The organism is Candidatus Poriferisocius sp. (assembly GCF_965214065.1).
In the GTDB taxonomy this organism is placed as follows: domain Bacteria; phylum Actinomycetota; class Acidimicrobiia; order Acidimicrobiales; family Bin134; genus Poriferisocius.
Window position 1 is genome coordinate 959,118 of record NZ_CBDCAT010000027.1, and the last position, 20,939, is coordinate 980,056.

Genomic DNA, 20,939 nt, shown 5'->3' on the forward strand with positions numbered 1-20,939 from the left:
CGCGTACTGTCCAGCATCGTATGGCGTTCGAGCTTGGCCCTGACATCCTGGCCATCCAACAAGAGGCCCAGGCCGTGGCCCGGCAGGTGGCGTCGTTCGCCGCTGAGGCCGACGAGTGCAGCCACGTCCATCAGCCCACCCTCGATGTGCTGCGGGCCAGCGACCTCTGCTCGCTGATGGTGCCCGCCGCCTTTGGGGGTCGCCACGAGCGGGTGGATCCGCTAGCAGTGTGCGTGGTCCGAGAGGCGCTCATGCGGGCCTCTTCGCACCTCGACTCGCTGTTCGCGCTCCAGGGCATCGGCAGCTACGCCATCGCGGTGGCGGGCACCGATGAGCAGCGGGAAGAGTGGCTGCCCAAGGTGGCCTCTGCCGAGGTGCTGGCCGCCCTGGCCCTCACCGAGCCGGTAGCCGGGTCGGACTTGCGGGGGATCGAGACCACGCTCACCGACCACGGCAACGAGGTGGAGTTGAACGGGGTCAAGTCGTTCATCTCCAACGGGGGAGCGGCCGGCTTCTATACCACCATGGCCCGAGAGGACAACCGCTTCTCGCTGGTGCTGGTGCCCGCTGATGCCCCGGGTGTCTCCATCGAGCCCTCCCCAGAGATCATCGCCCCCCATGTGCTGGGCGAGGTGAACTTCGACCGGGTGCGCCTGCCCGCCTCGGCCCGCTTGGGCGAGCCCGGCGCCGGGTTCCGCCATGTGCTGGCCACCTTGTCGGTGTTTCGCATCTCGGTGGCCGGAGCCGCCGTCGGGCTCATGGACGGGGCTCTTTCGTGCGCGGCCAGACACGCCGCCACCCGAGAGCAGTTCGGCCGCCCGCTGGTGCGGTTGGGACCGGTGGCAGGGCTGCTGGCCGACTCCTGGGCTGAGCTGGAGTCCACCCGCCTGCTGGCCTACGCCACCGCCGAGGCCGCTCGGAAGGATCCTTCGGCCCATCTCGACCGGTCGTCGCTGGCCAAGCTGGCCGCCACCGAGGCCGCCAGCCGGGTGGTGGACCGCTGCGTGCAGGTGATGGGCCGATGGGGTCTAATCCGGGGCTCCGACATCGAGCGCTACTACCGCCAGGCCCGGCCCATGCGGATCTACGAGGGGGCATCCGAGGTGCTCCGGCTGGGCATCGCCACCCGACTGTGCGACGAGGTGGCCGACAAGCAGGGGGACCGATAGTGGACCTGGGGCTCAACGGCCATGTGACGGTGGTGACCGGGGCCAGCCGGGGCTTGGGGGAGGCCGCGGTGCGGGCCTTGGTGGCCGAGGGAGCCAAAGTGGTGGCCGCGGCCCGCTCGGCAGCCGCCCTGGCCGCGCTGGCCGAGGAGTTGGGCGATGCGGTGGCCGCAGTGCCCTGCGACATGTTGGACCGGGCTGCGGTAGCCAACCTGGTCGACACAGCGATAGCCCGCTTTGGGCGCCTCGACTCGGTGGTCAACAACGCTGGTATAGCCCCGGCGTCCAAGTTCGTCGACCAGACCGACGAGGCATTCGACGAGGTTCTGGCAGTGAACCTGGCCGCGCCTGCCGCCCTGGCCCGTCGCGCCGCGAGCCATTGGATCGACGCTGGCCAACCCGGCTCGGTCATCAACGTGGCCTCCACCTCGGCGCTCAAAGGCAAGGCGTTGCTGGCCGCCTACTCGGCATCCAAAGGCGGTCTGTTGCGACTGACCGAGGCATTGGCCAGCGAATGGGCCCGCTATGGCATCCGGGTGAACGTGATCGCCCCCGGTGCATTCGAGACCGAAGCCCAGGCCGCGGTCATGGCCGATCCCGACACGCTGGCCGCCCGGCTGCGCAAGATCCCCGCTCGCCGCATGGGCCGGCCCGAGGAGCTCGGCCCATTGGTGTGCTATCTGGCATCGGCGGCATCGGAGTTCGTCACCGGATCCTGCTTTGTGGTCGACGGCGGCGAGGTATCCAAACTCTGACTTCTGGCCTTGTAAGTTTCACAGTCCATACGGAGGTAGCAACCGATGACCATGCAAGCCACGTCCAACAATGCAGTTCACAGCGAGTTGGCCAGCCCCGCGCTGGCCGGCGGCGAACTAGCTGCAATATCGACCAAGTTCGCCGAGGGCTACGCCCGCATTCGCGACGTGACCGACCGGGATGGCGCGTGCCCGGCGTGGGCCAAGGCGCTGTACATGGCCTGCGCCGCCTCCGTGCGGGGCCAACGGGAACTGGCCATCCGGGAGATGGCCCGGTCGCGTGAACTAGGGCTGAGCCTGAGCGACGCCCGGGGAGCCTCTCTGGCTGTGCTCATCTCGCGGGGTGAGGCCACCTACAACGCCTTCGCCCGAGCCATCGACCAGGCATTCGAAATTTCCGCCGATCAATCCTCCGAGCCGATTCCCGACTTCTCCCTGGATCGCCAGGCTGCGCTGGACTACTTCGAGAGCTACTTCGGCTTCGTGCCCGACTACGTGGAGGTCATGGCCGACAATGCTCCCCGGGCCTTAGAGGGCTATGTGCTCATGCGGCAGTGGTCGCTGGCCGAGAACAACCTCGACGCCAAGCATGTGGAGTTGCTGCTGTGCACCATCAACGCCGCTGAGTTCTCCAGTCGGTTCGTGAACATCCACGCCAACGGCGCCCGCAACGCCGGGGCCACCGAGGCCGAGATCACCGAGGCGGTGGTGTGCGCCATCCCCATCTCCGGGGTGGCCTCCTGGCTGCCTGGCGCCGACGGGATCATGGAAGGCCGTTGAGGCTGTGATTCCCGGCCTTACGGCCGACCGACGTGAGGGACGCGGGCTGACATGGCAGGGCTAATAGACGTCCACGCCCACATCGTGCTGGAGGGCACGATGGGCGCGGCCGGCCCGTGCGGCCCCGAGATCGGCGCCCACGGCGACGGCACCCCGTGGTTCCGAGTAGGCGGCTATCAGCTCGACGGTGTGGCCTATCGGGGGTCGCTGTTCATCGAGCTGGACATGCGCCTCGAGGCCATGGACGCCCAGGGCATCTCGGTGCAGGCCCTGTCGCCCAACCCGCTCACCTACCTCCATTTCATCGAGCCGCAGCTGGCCACCGACTTCTGCCGCCGCCACAACGACGATCTGGCTGCCGCGGTGGCCGCTTATCCCGACCGGTTTATCGGCCTGGCCGCGTTGCCCATGCAAGATGTCGACGCCGCCTGTGAGGAACTGCAAAGGGCAGTTAAAGAACTGCGCCTTTCCGGCGGCTACACCGGAACCGATTTCGGCACTCCGTTGGATGATCCGGCCCTCGATCAACTCTGGTCGCTGTGCACCGAGCTAGATGTGCCCCACTTCTTGCACCCCACCCAGTCGGGCATCGACGGCCCGCTTCTCGATCCCCGTATACGCCGCTGGGACCTCGATCTGGTGCTGGAGTACTCCTACGAAGAGACGGTGGCGGTGGCCACCCTGGTGTTCGGCGGGGTCACCGAGCGCCACCCCGACCTGGACCTGTGCCTGTCCCACGGCGGCGGCACCACGCCGGTCATCCTGTCGAAGCTGCGCAAGCTGGCCGAGCGCCGCCCCGCCGCCCCCGAGTGGATCAAAGAGCCGAGCGCCTTCGACCGAGCCCTCAGCCGCCTGTGGTTCGACTGCCACATCACCGGTGCCGCCGAGCTCACCCTGGCCCTAGAGCAATACGGCACCGACCGCTTGGTCTACGGCACCAACTTTGGCGGCTGGGACCGGGGCACCGGCCCCGCCGTCGCCCACCTGGCCGAAACCCTCAACGCCAACGCCACCCGCCTGCTGAGGCTCTGACAAGCGAAATCGGCCCCTAGCCGGAGCGGCCTAGCCCCGGCGCTCGGGGCTCTGGTGTGCGTATATCTACTGCTATAATATACGTATGCCTAATCGGACGATATATCTGCCAGAGGACCTCGACGAGGTCAGCCGTCGTGTCGGGATCAATCTTTCTCGGCTGGCCCAGCAAGCGATCCGAGACTTCATCGCCGAGCACCATGAATCGGCGCTTGAGGCTCGCATAGAAGCAGTCATGGACCGGTCCCGCGGGCTGGGAATCGTCTGGCCCAAAGACCATCTGGGCGCTCAGCGGTCAGAGGCCGGGGAGCGATGACCATCGCGGTCGACGCCAACATCGCTATAGCCGTCCTTGACCCTCAAGACCAGTTCCATCGAACGGCGATACGACTCTGCCTAGAGGCAGAAGGGGTCTCCATCTTGAACATCACCTACGCCGAGGCGCTGATCCATCCGACCAGGCTGGGCAGGTTTGAAGAGGCGGCCGCGGCGCTAGATCAGATTGGGTTCAACATCGAAGTGCTCGACGACGGAGTCGCCGACCGGGCCCGTCAGCTGCGAGCCCGATACGGCAATCGGAACTTCCCTATGGTGGACGCGGCGGTAGTCGCCCTGGGGATTGAAAGGGGTTGGACAGTTGTGACCTGCGACTCCAAATGGCCGGTGATCGCAGAAGCAGACATCAAGAACCTCTCCACCCCATTGCACGAGTAGAAAGAGCACGGCGAGCGCCTGGCCTGAATCGAGGCGAAACTCGAAATCGGCCCCCAGCCGGAGACGCTCAGCGTGCGGCCCAGCGGGCTTGGGCGACGGTCTCGACTTCGGGGTTGCCGTCAAGGAAGGTGGGCTCAAGAAGGCGGTGGGCGATGCGCCAGCCGTCGGGGGTGCGGACCATCTGGTCGATGTACTTGCCGCCGACGATGAAGGTGTCGCCGCCGGGAGTGTCGGCGATGTACTTGGTGGCGATGAAGTAGCAGCCGGCGATGGCCTTGTCGCCGTCTACTTGAGCCCAGTGGCAGCCGTTGATGTGCTGGCTGGCGTCGGCCGGCTCCAGCGACGAGGCGCACTTGGCCACGATGGCCTCGAGCCCCTCGAACCGCTCGCCCCGATAGTCGGCTACCGCATCGGCCAAGAAGATCTCCTTGAGCGCCTCCCAGCGATGATTGTCCAGGCTCCAGGCGTAGCGGATCTGGATGTGGCGGATAGCGTCACGGTCCAACAAGTCTTGGAGCCGGTCAATATCAAGCGCCGGGGGGTCATCTGATCTGGTGCTCATAGACTGGTCAGATTACGGTGCCGGGCGCACAACATTTCATTGGAGGGGCAAATGAGCGGACGACTGGCAGGCCGGGTGGCGGCCATAACCGGAGCATCCAGCGGTATCGGGCGGGCTGCGGCCGAGCTCTTTGCCGCCGAGGGGGCCAAGGTGGCCCTGGGCGACATCCAAGACGACGCCGGTCAGGCTCTGGCCGAGGCCCTGGGCGACGGTGCGGTGTTTGTCCACTGTGACGTGACCTCCGAAGGCGAAGTGGCCGCGCTGGTAGATGCCGCGGTGGCCGAATTCGGACAGCTCGACGTGATGTACAACAACGCCGGCATCGTCGGAGCGGTCGGGCCCATCGACACCACCCCGGCCGACGAGTGGCACGCCAGCATCGACATCTTGCTCCACGGTGTGTTCTACGGGATCAAGCACGCTGCCCGAGCAATGAAGCCCCGCACCCGCGGCTCGATCATCTCCATGTCGAGCACCGCCGGGGTGATGGGGGGCCTCGGACCCCACGCCTACGCCGCCGCCAAGCACGCTGTGGTCGGTCTGACCAAGAACGCGGCCGCCGAGCTGTGCCGCTTCGGCATCCGGGTGAACTGCATCGCCCCCGCCTCGGTGCTGACTCCGATGGTGGCCTACGCCCACACCGGCGACCACACCAACATGGATGGCGCCCGGGCCGAGCTCACCGCCAGCTCCCCGCTGATCGGCCGTCCCGGTCTCGCCTCCGACGTGGCCAGCGCCGCGCTGTGGCTGGCCTCCGACGACTCGGGATACACCAGCGGCCACACTCTGGCCGTCGACGCCGGTTTCACCACCGGTGCTCGCCCCGATGCTCCCGGCTTCGCCGACTATGCCCCCATGATCCGCGAAGCGGGTCGCACCGGGCTCTAAGAGGCTCGGCTGAACGGACAGGGGCTATCTTCGAGTCGTGCCTGAAGAAGCCCCATTGCTCGCCAACGAAGAAGACCACCCCCAACAGGTGGTGTATGCCGACGGCGACCGTCGGATTGTCACCATGGACTCAGCCCGTTATGTGGACGCCCGCAACCGGGACACCGATGTGGTGGTGCCGTCTTCGTATCTCGGCGTGTTGCCCGCCCGTCTTATAGCCCCCCACCGGCCCAAGGGCGTGATCGGTCACGACGGCTGTATCGGCAAAGACGGGGCGGGCATCTCCGGGCTGTGGTTCTTGGAGGCGCTGGGCATCCCCGCGGCAACCGCCGACGGGATGAGCGCCGAGTTGGGCAACGGCCTCGACCTGTACGAGACCGGGCTCATCTCCCGGCTCAACATCTACGCCGAGCGGTGCGGGATTGTCGAGGGAATGCCGGTATCAGAGGCGGCCAAGCTGCTGTTGACCAACGATCCCGGCGAAGTGGACGAGGGCACCAAGATTCGCCGGGAGGTCAAAGCCACTTCCGACAGCGGGCGACAGCTCGTGGTCACCGACTCCATCGTGTTCGCCCTGCCCGAGGACTCCCGCAACGTGTTGGTTACCGCCGGCCACACCGGGCGCAGCGGGGCGGATTTCTTGCTGGAGGTGAGCCCCCACGGTTTCATCTGCTCCGACGGGGGCCGCAGCAAGAACGACGCGGGGATCGCCGGTCTGGCCATCACCGAGGCCCACGGACTGGCCGGAGCGTGCTGCGATGCGTGGAGTGCTCCAGTGGGAGATGCCTTCAAGGCTTACGATGAGGGCATCATCAGTGCGTGCAACCAGCCGGCCCGCGACCGAGGCGTCGAGGTGGGCATGTCCGTCCAAGACGCCGCCGCGGCTCTGCTAGAGGATTTGAAGGACTGAGCCAGATGTCTGAGCCGACACCCATCGTCATCACCGGCGGCACGGTGATCGACGGCACTGGCGCCCAACCCCAGCCCGACACAGCGGTGCTGCTGGAGGGCGACCAGATTGCCGCTGTCGGTGCCGAGGCGGAGTCGGCGGCTGCCGACCGGACGGGCGTCAACATGATCGACGCTACCGGCTGCACCGTGATGCCGGGCCTCATCGACGCCCACGTCCATTGCACCTTCGACGACGTGCAGTCCAACGACGAGCTGTTCTTCCACCGCGACCACACCCTGGCCGCACTGATCGCCGCTCAGAACCTCCAGAAGCTGCTCATGGCCGGGGTCACCGGGTTTTGCGACCCCGACACGCTGTTCTCCATGGGGCCGTCGCTGCGCGATGCGGTCGACGCCGGCGTGGTGGAGGGCCCTCGCATGGCCACCGGGGTGCAGGCGCTGGTCACTGCGGTGGGCGGCACTGCCGGGCGGCTCATTCCCGATGCCGGGGTGGTGGGCTACGCGCAGGTGGTGACCACCGTCGACGAGATGATCCAGATGACCCGCCGCCACATCAAACACGGCGCCGACTGGATCAAGATCCACGCCACCGGGTCGATTCCCCGCCACCAGGGCGAGCTGTTGGCCTGGAAGCCCGAAGAGCTGAAGGCGGTGTGCGACACCGCCCACGAACTGGAGACCCCGGTCATGGCCCACGCCCGCTCGGCGGGCAGCACCGAGGCCTGCGCCGAGGCCGGAGTCGACCTCATCCTGCACGCCTCGTTCATGGACGAAGCCGCCTTGGAGGCGGTGATCGAAGCCGGGGCCGCTCTGATGCCCACCTTCACCTTCTTGGCCAACCTGGCTGACTACGGGCATCTGGTGGGGGCCGGGGCGGGCATGCAGGATGTGTTCCGGGGCGAGATCGAGGCCACCGCCAAGATGATGGCCAAGGCCCACGACGCCGGCGTGCCGCTGTTGTGCGGCTCAGAATCGGGGTTCGCCCTCACCCCATACGGCCACTGGCACGCCCGGGAGATGGAGATGCTGGTGGAGTCGGTCGGGCTGAGCCCGCTTCAGGCCATCGCCTGTGCCACCGCCAACGGCGCCATCGCAATGCGCATGGAGGGCGAGGTAGGCACGCTGGCAACCGGCATGGCCGCCGACGTGCTGGTGGTGGACGGCGACCCGGCTGCCGACGTAACCGTGTTGGCCGACCGAACCAACCTGCGCCATGTGATCAGCCGCGGCCAGCTGGTCGACCTGGAACGCCCCTGGCCTAGCCGGGCCCCCATCCCCGGCGAGAAGGTAGCCAACTGGGCCGCTCAGATCCTCACCAGCGACCTGGTCAACTAAGCCGCGAACACCACCGGGTATCGGCCGAAGTAGGGGCGGGTGGTGGATGCGTCCATCTCGGGCGGGTGGCCTGGGTCGGGACGGCAACCGTGGTCGAACAGGGTCTGCACGGCCGCCGGAACCAGGCCGAACAAATGGGCGTCCACATCATCGCCGTCCACAAACGAGACCCCGGAGGCCAGGTCTTGGCCGATGCAGGCGTGCATCCCCTGTCCGAAGCTCAGCCCCCACGGGGCAATACCCTCGGGCAGGGTGCGGTCGGGATTGAAATCGGCCGCGTCGTCGCCGAATACCGACTGGTCCCGGTTCACCGACAGCAGATCCAGCGTGACCCGGTCGCCCTTGGCAATGTGTACGCCGCTGGACAAGTCGATGTCATCTAGCGCCCAGCGCATCCCGGTGGGGCTGGAGGGCTGGAGCCGGATGGTCTCGTGGGTGCACTTCTGCACAAAGAGCCGGTCGTCGCGCACCCGGTGCTCGTCTTCGGGGTTGTCGGCTAGCCAGCCGAAGATGTGGTGCACCACCCGATTGAAGGCGGTGGCCGAAGTGTGGGCTCCCGCCAGCATGTAGAAGGCGATCTCCCGCCGGATGGTCTCGTGGCTCAGCTCCAGGCGGTCTTGGTTGTGCATCAGCACCATCAACACGTCCTTGGGCAGATCATCGGCCTCGATCTCCCCGGCCTCAAGCTGATCCAACAGGGCCTGGCGCCGGCCCATGCCGGGGGAGAGGAACTCGGCGTCGAACGCATCGAGTGCGGCCTCGATCTCGACGACCTTGGCTTCCTTGTCGCCGGTGTAGTGGGCCAGGGTGGCCCCTTCTATGAACGTCGTGAGGTAGTCGTACAGCCGGAAGGTCTCCTCCGGGGTGCCTTGGGGCCGATCCACTCCGGCGGTGAATGCAGCCAGGTTCATCATCAGCTGGTGGCCGAGCTTGACCAGCTCGGCCTTGCCCTCGGCCAAGTGGGGAGCCAGCGTCGCCTCGATGATGGGAGGGAATAAATCCTGCTCGTACAGCGTGAAGGTGTCCCGGCGGAAGAGGCGATTCTCCAACCGGCGCCGATCCCGGTGCTCATCTCCGTGGAGGTTCACCACCACATCGCTCATGATCACCTCGCCCGCGTCGTACAGGGCTTGGCGCAGATGCTTGTTCCGGTAGCACTCCCGGGCATCGGCAAACGTGGTCACGGTGATTTCCGCCATCTCCGGTATCTTGCCATAGCCAACTGTCTGTTAGGGTCCCGAACTTGTGTACGTCCCATCAGTGCACATCCAACCAAGTGGAGGGGAATCCATGTCCAAGCTCTTGAGAGTTCTTGCGCTGCTGTTCGCGGTAGCCCTCGTAGCGGCCGCATGCGGCAACGATGACGACGACGGCGGTGCCGCACCAGCACCGGCAGCAACTGAAGCGCCTGCTCCGGCGGCTACCGAAGCACCTGCCCCTTCCCCGTCTGACGGCTGTGGTTGGGCAACTGACGGCGATGTCCGGGGCGTTGACAAGGAAAACGGCGTGATCACCATCGGTTCGTCCCAGCCGTTCACCGGTCGGGCTGCGGTTGCTGGCGAGGGGTTGATTGCTGGCATCATCATCGCCGTCGAAGAGGTCAACGCCAATGGCGGCATCGACGGATGCACCTTCGAGCTGGTTTGGGAAGACGACCGCTTCGAGATCGAGCAGATGGTCACCAACGTCCGCAAGATGATCGAGCAGGACAACGTGTGGGGTTTTGTCGGCACAGCAGGGTCTCAGGCAATCCCATCCACCTATCCCGATATCGAGGCTGCTGGCACCCCGCTGTGGGGTCCGGTATCGCCCGCCGACCAGGACATCCAACAGGTGTACCTGACGAACCCGACTCGCACTGAGCAGGGACGCATCTGCATCGACCACTTTGCCGAGCAGGGCGCCACCAAGGTGGCCGCCATCGGCCAGGACAACGAGCTGGGCGAGGAGGCATTCAACGCCATCGACATGCAGGCTCCGGTCCACGGCATGGAAATCGTGGCCAAAGAAGAGGTTGAGGTGCTATCCGACGCAGTAGCCCCTGCGGTTCTATCGGTGATCGACTCTGGTGCAGATGCAGTGCTCACCGCGCTCGACGGCACCCAGAACGGCCTGGTGCTCGACCAATTCCATGAGGCAGGCTTCAATCCTCTGGTTTGCTCGGATCAGGGATCAGCAGGTGCTGGCGGCCAGACCACGGTCGGTTTGGCCAACCCTGAGGCCTCTGACGGCTACTTGGGAGCTCTTCAGGGTGCTCTGCCCGATTCCGATATGGAGTTCGTGCAGCATTGGGCTGGTCTGTGGGAGGCCTACGAGGGCCCCGGTTCTGAGAGCCTGGCCCCCAATTTCAGCCTCCAGACCTATTCCATCAGCCGGGCTTTCTTCGAGCTATGGGACCGGTTGGACGGCGACTACTCCTATGAGAACTTCCACGCCACAGCAGAGTCGATGATGGACGACCCCATTCTGATTCCGGCGATGCCGGTGTTGGCCTGCGGGCCGCTTCCTGGCGGCCACAGCTGCGCCTCTGGCGCCGGTATTTCTGAGTACGACTCTGACACAGAGACGTGGACTCAGGTTCGGGACTTCCTCCCGCCAGCGAGCTAAGTCTCTAGTTGGTCCGGGGCTGGCATGTGCTGGTCCCGGACCTACGACTTCTAGGAGCACAGCAGGTGGATCAACTCCTCCAGCAGATTGTGGCTGGTCTTGAGACCGGTTCAAGTTACGCTCTCATCGGCTTGGCCGTCGTGGTCATCATGAAGTCCACCGATGTGCCCAACTTCGCCATGGCGGAGATGGGCCTGGTAGCTGCCTTTATGGCGTGGTTCTTATCGGCCGACCCCGATAAGGGCGGAGTTGGATGGCCTTTCTGGCTGGCCATTGTCTTAGCCCTGGCTTTTGCCGCAGTGTTTGGGGCCATTACCCAGTTCTTCTTGGTACGTCCCCTCACCGGCCTGTCCAATCAGCCTTTGGCCATATTCGCTGCTCTGGGCTTGGGTTGGCTGAGCGTTGGCTTCTTGCGAGACGAGGGTCTTCCCACATTCTTCGACTGGTTCCCCGTCACCGATGAGGGGTTTCCCCTCGGGGTAGCGATCATCTTGGCCATCTTGACGATAGGGCTCACCTACCTCATGATCCGCCACTGGGTAAAGCCTCTTACCAAGGTTGACCACTTCCCGCTGTTGTTGTTGACTATCGGGTTTAATTTCGCCCTCGGCTCTGTCATCGAGAACCTTTGGGGGTCTACTCCCAAGCGCTTCGATGCTCCCTGGTCGGGAGAGACCTTCGATCTTGGCGACACTCGGATTGGCTGGGATCAGGTGGTGACGATTGCCGTCGGCATCGCCATTGCCATTGGCATGGCGTTGTTCTTCTGGTCGAAGTGGGGAGTGCGGATGCGGGCCATTGCCGAAGACGGCGCAACCGCTCGTCTTCTGGGCATAAACGCTGGAATGGTGTCACTCATAGCCTGGGCCATCGGCACATTCGTTGCTGGAGCAGCAATGATATTGAACACCAGCTCAACAGTGCTGGAGCTGGGTAGTGCCGAAGGGTTGATTCTCAAGGGCTTCATAGCCGCGGTGCTAGGTGGATTTACATCTCTCGGGGGCACATTCGCAGGTGGCTTGCTTATTGGGGTCGGCGAGGCCCTCGCTGGCGGCCAGATCAGCACAAGCTTGCAGCCCACCATTGCTCTCTTAGTGGTGGTCGTGGTTCTGCTGGTTGCTCCCGGCGGCTTCAGCAGAACGGCTCGGACGCGAGAGGTGTAGCAAGTGGCTGATCGTGTTGCTACCCCGCTGTATGCGCCGAAGAGCAGATTCCGCCGATCTGTCCCGTCGTGGGCCACCTTCTTAGCGGTATTTGTCTTTCTCGCGTTACTGCCATGGCTTCCCATCTTGGGTTGGACCGACATCTTCGACAGCGGCAACGATTTTGGGAAAGGCAATCTGGCCTTTGTCTTCGCCTTCGCAATAGCTGCGGTGGGCTTCAACCTGCTGGTGGGCTATTCCGGGACCCTCGGCCTCGCCGTCGCTGGTCTCTTTGCGCTTGGGGCATACGGAACGGCGGTTCTCTCCGCCCCTAGCGGGGCCCGTGAGGCTCTGGCGGGCTATGACTGGCCGTTCCTTGTAGCGCTACCGGTGGTTTGCATTGCCGCAGCCATTATCGGAGTCTTGGTGGGATTCCCCGCTGCCCGGCTCAAAGGCTTCTTTTTGGCCATTGCCACCTTGGCATTGGGTGAATTGATCGTCACCATCATCCGCCTGGACGAAAAGGTGTGGGACGGCCTCAAGACCAACGGTGGGACTGGCAAGCAGGTCCCGCAATTCCGAGTTCCCGGGCTTGGACGTGTCGACAGCTATTACATGCTGTCGTTGGGCGCTCTGTTCCTGATGATGGTGGCCTACGTAGTGCTCACTAATCGGAGACTGGGCCGAACCCTCAAAGCCGTGAGAGATATAGACATTGCTACCGGCCCCGTCGGGATCTCTTCGACGTACTACAAGCTCGTGGCTTTTGGAATCTCGGCGTTCGCAGCTGCGTTGGCCGGTGCCATGTGGGCTCAGAACAGCTCCTTTGCCAACCCCGCAGCTTTCCGCACCCGGTTGTTGGTGTTCCTGCTCGTCGTTCTCATTGTGGGAGGGCTGAGCCACAAATGGGGTCCACTCATTGGCGCAATATTCTTCGTTTTCCTGCGCCAGAAGTTGCAGGACACCCAAAAGCTGCTCTTTTTGATCTTGGGTATCACCCTCATTCTGGCTGTGCTTATTCTGCCCAACGGAATTGCCGCTCTGCCTGAGCGCATGCGCGAAAGCCGATGGGTCAAAGACCTTCAACGCCGGCTACAGAGCTTGGCAGGATCCGTGGGGTCGTCAATATGAGCGCCGTCGACACTGCCGCGCCGGGTTCCAGCCCTTCAGAATCTCTTGCTTCGCTGGCCATCGAGGATTTGCATGTGGCCTTTGGCGGGAACCAGGTCTTGCAAGGAGTAGACCTGCAATTCACTCCCGGGTTCAACGGGCTCATTGGCCCCAACGGAGCGGGTAAGACCACGGTGTTCAACGTGATCTCGGGTTACGTCCGCCGCAACGAAGGGTCGGTACGCCTTAATGGAGAGGACATTGCTCCATTGTCACGAACTGGCCGGGTAAAGGCGGGCATCGGTCGAACCTTCCAAGCCCCTCGGCTCATCCTCGACGCCACGGTGATGGAGAACACCCTTTTGGGACGGCATCACCTCTTCCGCTGGGGGCACTTTGCCGAGCTGTTGCTTTGGCCGCCACAGCGCCGGGAGGAGACAGAGGCCCGGCAGATATGCATGGACATGCTGGACCGGTTTGGGCTGGCCGAAGTGGCTCATGAGGAAGCCGGTGCGCTGTCGCTGGGTTCGCAGAAGCTGGTGGAGGTGGTCCGGGCGCTGGTGGCATTTCCCTCAGTAGTGCTGCTCGACGAGCCCGCTGCCGGGCTCGGCGCCGACGACGTAACGGTTCTTTTGCGGGGGCTGCGGGAGATCCAGGCCGAGCGCAACCTCTGTGTGATCATCATCGAGCACGACTTGCAGCTTGTGACCAGCCTTTGCCCCAAGATCAGCGTGCTGCACTTCGGCAAGATCATCTCCGAAGGCAGCCCAGAGCATGTGACCACCGATCCGGTGGTCATCGAGGCGTATCTGGGCCACGGATTCGAAGCCGAGGAAGGCGGTGAGATTCACGAGGTGGAGAGTCCACTGTCTGAGCACCACCACATCGACCACGTCGAAGAAGAGGGCGAGCTCACAGAGGTGTGGACTGAAGACGAGGACGCCGAGCAGGGGGAGCCGTCTTGATGCTGCTCGAGATCAACGATCTGGTTTCGGGCTACGGCCGCCTCGAAGTACTGCATGGCGTCTCCTTGTCGGTGGAAGAAGGCGAGATCGTGTCTGTGCTGGGGGCCAACGGCGCGGGTAAAACCACCTTGCTGCGGGCCATCTCCGGGGTATTGGACACTTGGTCGGGATCAGTGGTGCTCGACGGCGAGACTCTGGGCAGCCTAGCCATCGAACGCCGGGCCATGCGTGGCCTCGGGCATCTGCCTGAAGGACGGGGCATCTTCCAGAACCTGTCGGTGAAAGAGAACCTGGACCTGGGTTTGGGACTGCGCTCTGACGGCGCGGCTGCCATTCGCCGCGACCGTGATCGCCTCTTGGACCTGCTTCCCGCGCTGGCCGAGAAGATCGGCGAGCAGGCCTCCTCTTTGTCGGGCGGCCAGCAGCAGATGCTGGCTTTGGCCCGGGCCATGATCACCCGGCCCAAGTTGCTGATGATTGACGAGCTGTCCTTCGGCCTGGCTCCCAACCTGGTAGACCAGCTTTTCGAGCTGGTAGTCGACCTGCGCGACGAGGGCGGCACCACCTTCTTGCTGGTGGAGCAGAACGCCGGGGTGCTGGAAGTTTCCGATCGCACCTATGTACTGCGCACCGGCAACAACGACATCAGCGGGCCATCTTCTGAGCTGCGGGCTTCCCACGATTTGGTCCGGTCGTATCTCGGCCACTGACAGCTGATGCCGGGTCGGGTTCTGGTGACCGGTGGGGCATCAGGAATCGGTGCTGAGACCTGTCGAGTGCTGGCGGGCGACGGTTGGGACGTGGTGGCGGCTGATCTCACCTCCGCCGCAAATGTGACCTTGCTGGACGTCACTGATGAAGCTGCCTGGGATCGAGTGTTCAACGATGTGGGCCAGCTTGCCGGGTTGGTGAACTGCGCCGGTATCCGCACCCGCGGCTCGATTGTTGAAACCAAATTGGATGATTTTGAGCGCCATTTGCGGGTCAACGTGGTTGGCACTTGGCTGGGCATCCGGGGATTCTTGCGCCGACACCGTCCCAACGCGATAGGTGGCATTGTCAACGTGTCTTCGGTAAACGCTGAGATCGCGGTGCCCGATCAGGCCCACTACGTCGCTTCGAAGGGAGCGGTGTCGGCCCTCACCCGGGCGGCCGCGGTGGAGGCAGCACCGCTGGGGGTGCGGGTCAACGCGGTGGCGCCGGGGCCGGTGCGCACACCGATGACCGCGGAGCGGCTTGGCGATCCCGAGCAGGCGGCCTGGCTGGATGCTCGGGTACCGATGGGCCGGGTCGCCGAGCCCGCCGAGGTCGCCGAGGTCATCTCGTTTCTGCTCAGCGAGAAGGCGTCTTATGTAACCGGCGAAGTTCTATTCACTGACGGAGGGTGGCGCGGCCATGCCTGATTCAACATCCAATTCACAGCATGATGCTCTTCGGGGGCTGGTGCCCCTGGAGGACTTCTATCATTTCGGCATCGTGGTGACCGATCTTGACGCAGCCATGGCCGAGTGGAGTGCCCTCCACGGATTCGAGTGGGCCCCCGTCCAGCATCGGGAGTTCATGGTGCGCCAGCCCAACGGGGTAGTCAAGGCCGATTTCCGGTTCACCTACTCCATTGATGGTCCCCCCCACGTCGAGTTCATCTCGGCCACGCCGGGCACGGTGTGGGACACCTCCACCGCCGGGGGCATCCACCACCTGGGCTATTGGAGCCACGACCTGGTGGCCGACGCCCAATGTCTGGCCGACGCAGGGTACGAGTGGCTGGCTTCCTATGAGGCCTCAGACGGCCGCCCGCTGGGCTTCACCTACCACTGGCTACCCACAACTGGGCTGCGGGTAGAGCTGGTGGACGCGGCCCGCCGCCAAGACTTCCTCAACTGGCTGGCCGGCGCCGACTTCCCCGCCGCCACCGATCGCGGTGGCTGAGCGGCTGAGCTAGTGGTCAATCCGGTGGAGACCGCTGATGTGGTCGTAGTGGGAGGAGGGCCCGGTGGCTCAGCAGCCGCCCTGGCCGCGGCCCAAAGCGGTGCTTTGGTAATTCTGCTGGAGGCAGATGAACTGTTGGGCGGCAACGCGGCCCGCTCCACCGGCTATGTGGCCTTCGCCGAGTTCGAGATGCAGGCTGAAATCGGTGTCGAAGACAGCCCCGAGCAGTACTTGGCCGACATGCAGGCCGAGATCAACCGCCAGAAAGGCCGCTACGGGCTGATCTTCGACGCAGACCTGGCCAGGCGCTATGCCGAGGAATCGGCGGGCACCTACCGGGAACTCACCGAATTGGGCTTCCGGTTCGATCGGTTCCTGCCCCGCCCGGTGCAGCACACAGTGGACCGGATGGTGAGCGTGGCCGATACCGCCATGTTCACCACCTGCTTCGAGTCTGCGCTGGCTGACGCCGGGGTGGACGTTCGCTATCGCACCCGGGCCGTTCGCCTTTTGCGGGACGGCGACCAGATCAGCGGGGTGGTCACCGAGGGCGGGCCTCGATTCGGGGCGGCCGACGGGGTTGTCCTGGCCGCAGGCGGCTATCAGGCCAACCCTGATCTGCGCTCTCGCTTTCAGCCCGAAGCCCAGGCGTCCACCCCCTATCTGGGTACCGATCTCTGTAGAGGTGACGGCCATATCATGGGCTCGGCAGTGGGTGGCGACCTGATCAATATGACCATGATCCCCCCGCTGGTAATGGTGGGTTCTGCACTGGTAGAAGACTCCATCGCGGTCAATCAGCAGGGCCACCGCTTCCACGATGAGGCCGGCCCCTACGACGACCGGGTTGCTGCTCTGGAGGCCCAGCAGGACCAACAGGCGTGGTACGTGTTCGACAACCGAATCGCCCAAGCCAAGGCCCAGTTGGTGGACGAGATGCCCAAGCCGGCCGTCTCCGGGACTACTCCCGCCGAGCTTGCTGCTGCCATCGGATGCGACGCCGATGGATTGGCCAAAACCTTGGACCGCTGGAACCAAACAGTGGTATCGGGCACCGACCGCGATCCCGAATTCGGCCGGGTGATCTTCGGCCACCCCCGAACCGGCATCGTCGAACCGCCCCTGTGGGCCGCGCCCATGGTGGTGGGCATAAATTTCCCCGCGGGAGGCTTCCAGGTGAATGCCGACATGCAAGTGCTCGACGTGTTCGGCGATCCCATTGCCGGCCTCTACGCGGTGGGCGACTGCGTAGGCGGAGTCAGCCCCGCCATTGGCCTCGGCGGAGTGAAGATCACCGCCGCCCTAACCCTGGGCCGCATCGCCGGCCGGGTCGCGGCCAACGGCAGGCGCTGATCAAGTCTGCTTGCGATTGAGGGCGTGTTCGACGGCGATCTGGCCGAAGCAGAAGGCTTCTGACAGGTTGGAGCCGTCGCCGGGGTAGAGCAAACCGGAGGCTTGGCCTAGTTCCCCGGCACCGTAGAGGCCACTGATGGGGTCGCCGAAGGCGTGGAGGATGCGGCCGTGGCGGTCGCGGCGGGGGCCTCCGGTGGTGTTGGATCCCCCGGGCCACAGGGCCACGCAGTAGTAGGGAGGCTCGGATATGGGTGCCATGGTGTCGGCTGGGCGGCCCAAAGGGTCGGGCTCTCCAGTAAGGCAAGAGCGGTTGTAGTCCCCCACAGTGGCTTCTGCTTTCTTGGCGGCTTCTTGTGTCATGCCGGCGGCCATGGCGGCTTCGGCGATGCTGGCACCGGAGGCGATCCAGCCGCGCTCGATCTCCGCAGCGTTGTCGTCGCTCCAGTCGTATAGGCCCACGGCCACCGCGCCGAAGTGGGCGTAGGTGAGGGGTCCGGCGCGCCGCCGGGACTTGTCGAAGAACCAGTAGCACGGCACCCGGGGGTGGGTGTTGGTGGCCGGGTCGTAGGCCAGCAGGTCGTAGTAGAAGTCGTGGCGCAGAAGCGCTTGATTGTGCTCGTTGGCGAAGCGGTTGCCGGCTTGGTCGCAGATCACATATCCGGGAGGGTCGATGCCGATGATGAAGTTGATCGGCTGACCGTCAAGGTCGAAGTGGCCGATGGCCCGGCCGATCATCTGGTTCATGTGCCACATGGAGGCCCCAGCCCCAGCGGCCATGCGCACCCCGTCGCCGGTGTTGTTGGGGTTGCCGTAGAAGTGCACCGGATAGGTCCGCAGGTGGTCGCGCTTGAGGTCTTCGTCGAACTCGTAGCCGCCGCAGGCCAGCACCACGCCGCATCGGGCACCCAGCGCCACAGTCTGACCGTTGCGGGTCGCGGTCAAACCGGTCACCCGCCCGTCTGCATCCTGGACTAGCCGAGAAGCAGCGGTGCCCCACTGAATGGGGATATCCCGCCGGGCCACCGCGGCGGCCAACCCCTCGAACAGCCGGGGGCCGCCCCCAGCCGCCGCTGCCAGCCGCTCGGCCACCCCGCCGGGCTGCACGGCCACGATCGCTGCTGCCCCTTCGAAGCCGGGATGCTCAGCCCCCGCTGAGGCCACCATGTCCAAGCCGCCGATGGCATCCTCGAACCACTGCGACAGGCAAGCGGCCCGCTCGGCCCAGGCGTGGGTTACATCGAAGGGCACCATGCCCGACGCGCATACGTCCAGATAGCGGGCTCCGGCGTCCACGTCGGTCACCGTCATCACCATGCCGCCCGACATCCGGGTTGACGGGGTGTGGCGGTGCTCGGGACTCTTCTCCACCAGCACCACTGAGGCGCCGGCATCGCTGGCGGTGACAGCCGCGGCCGTGCCAGCCGCGCCGTAACCCACCACCACCACGTCGTATGTCTGGTCGAACATCAGAAGTCCCCCCCGTCCAGGGTGACCGTCTGGCGGGTGATCAACCCGTTGGCCACCTCGAAGCGATCGGTGCCCGAGGCGCCGTCGCCAGGGCCGCCCACCAGCTTCCAGCCCACCGCCACCAACCCGTCCTCCAACCGGGGCTCAGCGAATTCCACCAGACCAACGCCCAACCGGGCGGGCACAGTGGCGAAGTATCCGGCAATGGCGTCGCGGCCCTGGTAGACCACATCGCGCACCAGCACGGCATCGTTGGCGTAGTCGGCGGCCATGGCCTCGGGGTCGCCAGTGTGCACCGCGTCCAGGTGGTCTTGAACTGTTCTCAGAGGGTCGCGCATCGGTCACGCATTGGTAATGCCGAGGCTGAGCCCGCCATCAACCGTCAGCACCGAGCCAGTGGCCCATTCGGCGCTGATCAGATACTCGAACGCCTCGGCTATCTCGGTGACGGTGCCGATGCGGCCCAAGGCGTGAGCCGGCCCCAGACCGTCAAGCCGGGCTTTGGCCTCGTCATCGCCCATCAGTCCGGCCCGCTGGTTTATCTCGGTGAACACCGCACCAGGCCTCACACAGCCCACCCGCACGCCCTGGGGCCCCAGCTCGGCGGCCAGCACCCCGGTGAGAGCCTCCAGCGCTCCTTTGGTGGCGGCGTACGGGGCCACTCCGGGAAAGGCACGCTGCGTGTGTACCGACCCCAAGAACAGCACGCACCCCTGGCGCTCCCGCAGATGGGGCAGCCCTTCGCCCACCAGCATCATCCCTGCCACCACGTTGGTGTGGAACACATCGAGCAGGGCCTGCTCCTCCAATTCGTCCACCGGACCCCGGTACATGTTGGCGGCGTTGCTGACCAAAGCGTCCAAGCCGCCGCCGTGCTCCACAGCGGCCTCGATCATCGCGGTGCGGTCGGCGGCCACTGTCACGTCCCCGGCCACAGCCCGACACCCGTCGCCCGACTGAGCGGCGACGGCCTCCACCCGGTCGCTGCGGCGCCCGGTGATGGTCACCCGAGCCCCCCGGCTGGCCAGATGCTGGGCCGCTCCTGCGCCGATGCCCGAGCCGCCTCCGGTGATTAATATGGACATGCCACCGATGGACTTCATCGACTTGCAAACTAATCGGGCATCGGCAACGCCACTAATGTCGTGAGATGGCTTACCGAGTGGAGATCGACCAGGACGAGTGCATGAGCTCGGGGAGATGCGTGGCCGACTATCCCGCCGCATTCGCCTTCGACGACGACGAACTGGCCACCGTGCTTGCCTCCGCGGGGAATCTCACCGATCAACAACTCCTTAGAGCCGCCCGCAATTGCCCCTCCCGGGCCATTCAGGTATTCGACGACAACGGCAGCCTATTGGAATAGCCCGAGAGGCCGAGGTTCACGGCCACCTCCGCTGACTCGCAGGTGGACCACTAAGGTTTGCGCTCGTGGCGAAATCGATGATTGTTACTGGGGCGGGACACGGGATCGGGGCGGAGATCGCCCGGCAGGCGGCGGCCGCCGGCTACCGGGTGGGGGTGCTGGACATCGACGCCGAGGCCGCCGGCCAGACTGCTCAGTCGCTGCCCGATGCGGTGCCCCTCGCAGCCTCCACCATTGACTCGGACGCGATCGAGGTTGCGCTCGATGCCTTCGGCACTCCGGATGCGCTGGTCAACAATGCGGGCATCGTGCGCTTCACCCCCCTGGTCGACCACTCGGAAGCCGATTGGCGGGCGGTGGTCGAAGTGAACCTCAACGGTCCGTTCGTGTGCGGCCGGGCTGTGGCCCGCCGCCTGATAGCAGAGGGACGCAGCGGGGCGGTGGTCAACATCTCATCCATAAACGGCATCGCTCCCGGCCCCAATTCGGGGGCGTACAGCCCGACCAAAGCGGCGGTGATCCAGCTCACCCGGCAGATGGCCATCGAATGGGGCCCGGCCGGAATCCGGGTCAACTCAGTGGCGCCCGGCATCATCGACGACGGTATGTCGGCCCCCGTTCTGGCCGACCCCGAAGTGCGGGCCATCCGTTCTGCCCGCACTCCCAGCCAGCGCCTAGGCACCGCGGAAGATATCGCCAAAGCGGTGATGTGGCTGTGCTCTGCCGACGCCGAATACGTCAATGGCCACAACTTGGTGGTGGACGGCGGTGTGGTGTCCACAGTGCTGGCCGGGATGCCCCGTCCGGCGTCGATCGACGGCGTCGCTGACGAAAGCTGATCGGCTCAAACTGATCC

At 65.1% G+C, this 20,939-nt stretch carries 24 protein-coding genes; 19 read left to right on the plus strand and 5 right to left on the minus strand.

Features of this window, described 5'->3' with window-relative positions; all coding sequences use genetic code 11:
* Nucleotides 1-20: 20 nt before the first annotated feature.
* The 6 genes from ACOOGG_RS10965 to ACOOGG_RS10990 all read left to right on the plus strand — a co-directional run bounded on the left by ACOOGG_RS10965 (nt 21) and on the right by ACOOGG_RS10990 (nt 4,447).
* Nucleotides 21-1,169, plus strand: coding sequence for an acyl-CoA dehydrogenase family protein (locus ACOOGG_RS10965; RefSeq protein ID WP_420435125.1), 1,149 nt, complete (start codon nt 21-23; stop codon nt 1,167-1,169).
* Complete coding sequence (locus tag ACOOGG_RS10970) at nt 1,169-1,921, plus strand: SDR family NAD(P)-dependent oxidoreductase (protein ID WP_420435126.1); 753 nt, start codon at nt 1,169-1,171, stop codon at nt 1,919-1,921. Before ACOOGG_RS10965 ends, ACOOGG_RS10970 begins: the two co-directional genes overlap by 1 nt.
* Before the next feature lie 45 nt (nt 1,922-1,966).
* Nucleotides 1,967-2,701, plus strand: a complete 735-nt coding sequence (locus ACOOGG_RS10975; protein WP_420435127.1) for a carboxymuconolactone decarboxylase family protein — start codon at nt 1,967-1,969, stop codon at nt 2,699-2,701.
* Between the two features lie 51 nt (nt 2,702-2,752).
* Nucleotides 2,753-3,733: an amidohydrolase family protein gene (locus ACOOGG_RS10980; RefSeq protein WP_420435128.1), complete on the plus strand. Its 981-nt coding sequence runs from the start codon at nt 2,753-2,755 to the stop codon at nt 3,731-3,733.
* An 85-nt stretch (nt 3,734-3,818) separates the two neighbouring features.
* Nucleotides 3,819-4,049 carry a ribbon-helix-helix domain-containing protein gene (locus ACOOGG_RS10985; protein WP_420435129.1) on the plus strand — a complete coding sequence of 77 codons (231 nt, stop codon included), beginning with the start codon at nt 3,819-3,821 and terminating at the stop codon, nt 4,047-4,049.
* Nucleotides 4,046-4,447 (plus strand): PIN domain-containing protein, encoded by a 402-nt coding sequence (locus ACOOGG_RS10990; RefSeq protein WP_420435130.1) that lies wholly within the window; start codon nt 4,046-4,048, stop codon nt 4,445-4,447. Before ACOOGG_RS10985 ends, ACOOGG_RS10990 begins: the two co-directional genes overlap by 4 nt.
* Before the next feature lie 67 nt (nt 4,448-4,514).
* Here the strand turns inward: ACOOGG_RS10990 and ACOOGG_RS10995 are convergent, their stop codons facing one another.
* A complete protein-coding gene (locus ACOOGG_RS10995; protein WP_420435131.1) occupies nt 4,515-5,009 on the minus strand; it encodes a nuclear transport factor 2 family protein in 495 nt (164 codons plus the stop codon).
* A gap of 51 nt (nt 5,010-5,060) precedes the next feature.
* Between ACOOGG_RS10995 and ACOOGG_RS11000 the strand changes: the two genes are divergently transcribed.
* From ACOOGG_RS11000 to ACOOGG_RS11010, 3 genes are read left to right on the plus strand one after another with little or no spacing between them, the layout of a single operon-like run.
* A complete protein-coding gene (locus tag ACOOGG_RS11000; RefSeq protein ID WP_420435132.1) occupies nt 5,061-5,897 on the plus strand; it encodes an SDR family oxidoreductase in 837 nt (278 codons plus the stop codon).
* A 37-nt stretch (nt 5,898-5,934) separates the two neighbouring features.
* Entirely contained in the window at nt 5,935-6,807 is an 873-nt protein-coding gene (locus ACOOGG_RS11005; protein ID WP_420435133.1) for a hypothetical protein, read from the plus strand.
* 5 nt (nt 6,808-6,812) lie between these two features.
* Nucleotides 6,813-8,144: an amidohydrolase family protein gene (locus ACOOGG_RS11010; protein WP_420435134.1), complete on the plus strand. Its 1,332-nt coding sequence runs from the start codon at nt 6,813-6,815 to the stop codon at nt 8,142-8,144.
* On the opposite strand, the gene ACOOGG_RS11015 is transcribed toward ACOOGG_RS11010, so the two are convergent.
* Entirely contained in the window at nt 8,141-9,343 is a 1,203-nt protein-coding gene (locus ACOOGG_RS11015) for a cytochrome P450 (protein ID WP_420435135.1), read from the minus strand. The two genes, ACOOGG_RS11010 and ACOOGG_RS11015, sit on opposite strands and share 4 nt — an antisense overlap.
* Before the next feature lie 91 nt (nt 9,344-9,434).
* Here ACOOGG_RS11015 and ACOOGG_RS11020 point away from each other — a divergent pair, with 91 nt between their 5' ends.
* From ACOOGG_RS11020 to ACOOGG_RS11055, 8 genes are all read left to right on the plus strand, one after another.
* The gene (locus ACOOGG_RS11020; protein WP_420435136.1) at nt 9,435-10,751 is read left to right on the plus strand and encodes an ABC transporter substrate-binding protein; all 1,317 of its coding nucleotides are present in this window, start codon (nt 9,435-9,437) and stop codon (nt 10,749-10,751) included.
* Between the two features lie 65 nt (nt 10,752-10,816).
* Nucleotides 10,817-11,914, plus strand: a complete 1,098-nt coding sequence (locus ACOOGG_RS11025) for a branched-chain amino acid ABC transporter permease (protein WP_420435137.1) — start codon at nt 10,817-10,819, stop codon at nt 11,912-11,914.
* A 3-nt stretch (nt 11,915-11,917) separates the two neighbouring features.
* Nucleotides 11,918-13,024 (plus strand): branched-chain amino acid ABC transporter permease, encoded by a 1,107-nt coding sequence (locus ACOOGG_RS11030; RefSeq protein WP_420435138.1) that lies wholly within the window; start codon nt 11,918-11,920, stop codon nt 13,022-13,024.
* The gene (locus ACOOGG_RS11035; RefSeq protein ID WP_420435139.1) at nt 13,021-13,968 is read left to right on the plus strand and encodes an ABC transporter ATP-binding protein; all 948 of its coding nucleotides are present in this window, start codon (nt 13,021-13,023) and stop codon (nt 13,966-13,968) included. The genes ACOOGG_RS11030 and ACOOGG_RS11035 overlap by 4 nt, the downstream gene beginning before the upstream one ends.
* Nucleotides 13,968-14,678, plus strand: coding sequence for an ABC transporter ATP-binding protein (locus tag ACOOGG_RS11040; RefSeq protein WP_420435140.1), 711 nt, complete (start codon nt 13,968-13,970; stop codon nt 14,676-14,678). Before ACOOGG_RS11035 ends, ACOOGG_RS11040 begins: the two co-directional genes overlap by 1 nt.
* Before the next feature lie 6 nt (nt 14,679-14,684).
* Nucleotides 14,685-15,371, plus strand: a complete 687-nt coding sequence (locus ACOOGG_RS11045) for an SDR family NAD(P)-dependent oxidoreductase (protein ID WP_420435141.1) — start codon at nt 14,685-14,687, stop codon at nt 15,369-15,371.
* Nucleotides 15,364-15,897, plus strand: coding sequence for a VOC family protein (locus ACOOGG_RS11050; protein ID WP_420435142.1), 534 nt, complete (start codon nt 15,364-15,366; stop codon nt 15,895-15,897). Before ACOOGG_RS11045 ends, ACOOGG_RS11050 begins: the two co-directional genes overlap by 8 nt.
* Before the next feature lie 24 nt (nt 15,898-15,921).
* Complete coding sequence (locus ACOOGG_RS11055; protein ID WP_420435143.1) at nt 15,922-17,250, plus strand: FAD-dependent oxidoreductase; 1,329 nt, start codon at nt 15,922-15,924, stop codon at nt 17,248-17,250.
* On the opposite strand, the gene ACOOGG_RS11060 is transcribed toward ACOOGG_RS11055, so the two are convergent.
* Genes ACOOGG_RS11060 through ACOOGG_RS11070 form a run of 3 tightly spaced genes read right to left on the minus strand, consistent with a single transcriptional unit; the run spans nt 17,251 to nt 19,820 of the window.
* Entirely contained in the window at nt 17,251-18,717 is a 1,467-nt protein-coding gene (locus tag ACOOGG_RS11060; RefSeq protein ID WP_420435144.1) for an FAD-dependent oxidoreductase, read from the minus strand.
* Nucleotides 18,717-19,055, minus strand: a complete 339-nt coding sequence (locus ACOOGG_RS11065; protein ID WP_420435145.1) for a nuclear transport factor 2 family protein — start codon at nt 19,053-19,055, stop codon at nt 18,717-18,719. Before ACOOGG_RS11065 ends, ACOOGG_RS11060 begins: the two co-directional genes overlap by 1 nt.
* A gap of 3 nt (nt 19,056-19,058) precedes the next feature.
* Nucleotides 19,059-19,820 carry an SDR family NAD(P)-dependent oxidoreductase gene (locus ACOOGG_RS11070; RefSeq protein ID WP_420435146.1) on the minus strand — a complete coding sequence of 254 codons (762 nt, stop codon included), beginning with the start codon at nt 19,818-19,820 and terminating at the stop codon, nt 19,059-19,061.
* Nucleotides 19,821-19,867: 47 nt separating this feature from the next.
* On the opposite strand from ACOOGG_RS11070, the gene ACOOGG_RS11075 reads away from it, so the two are divergent.
* Both ACOOGG_RS11075 and ACOOGG_RS11080 read left to right on the plus strand, forming a co-directional pair.
* Entirely contained in the window at nt 19,868-20,083 is a 216-nt protein-coding gene (locus tag ACOOGG_RS11075) for a ferredoxin (RefSeq protein ID WP_420435147.1), read from the plus strand.
* A 65-nt stretch (nt 20,084-20,148) separates the two neighbouring features.
* A complete protein-coding gene (locus ACOOGG_RS11080; RefSeq protein WP_420435148.1) occupies nt 20,149-20,922 on the plus strand; it encodes an SDR family NAD(P)-dependent oxidoreductase in 774 nt (257 codons plus the stop codon).
* The last annotated feature ends 17 nt before the right edge of the window (nt 20,923-20,939 follow it).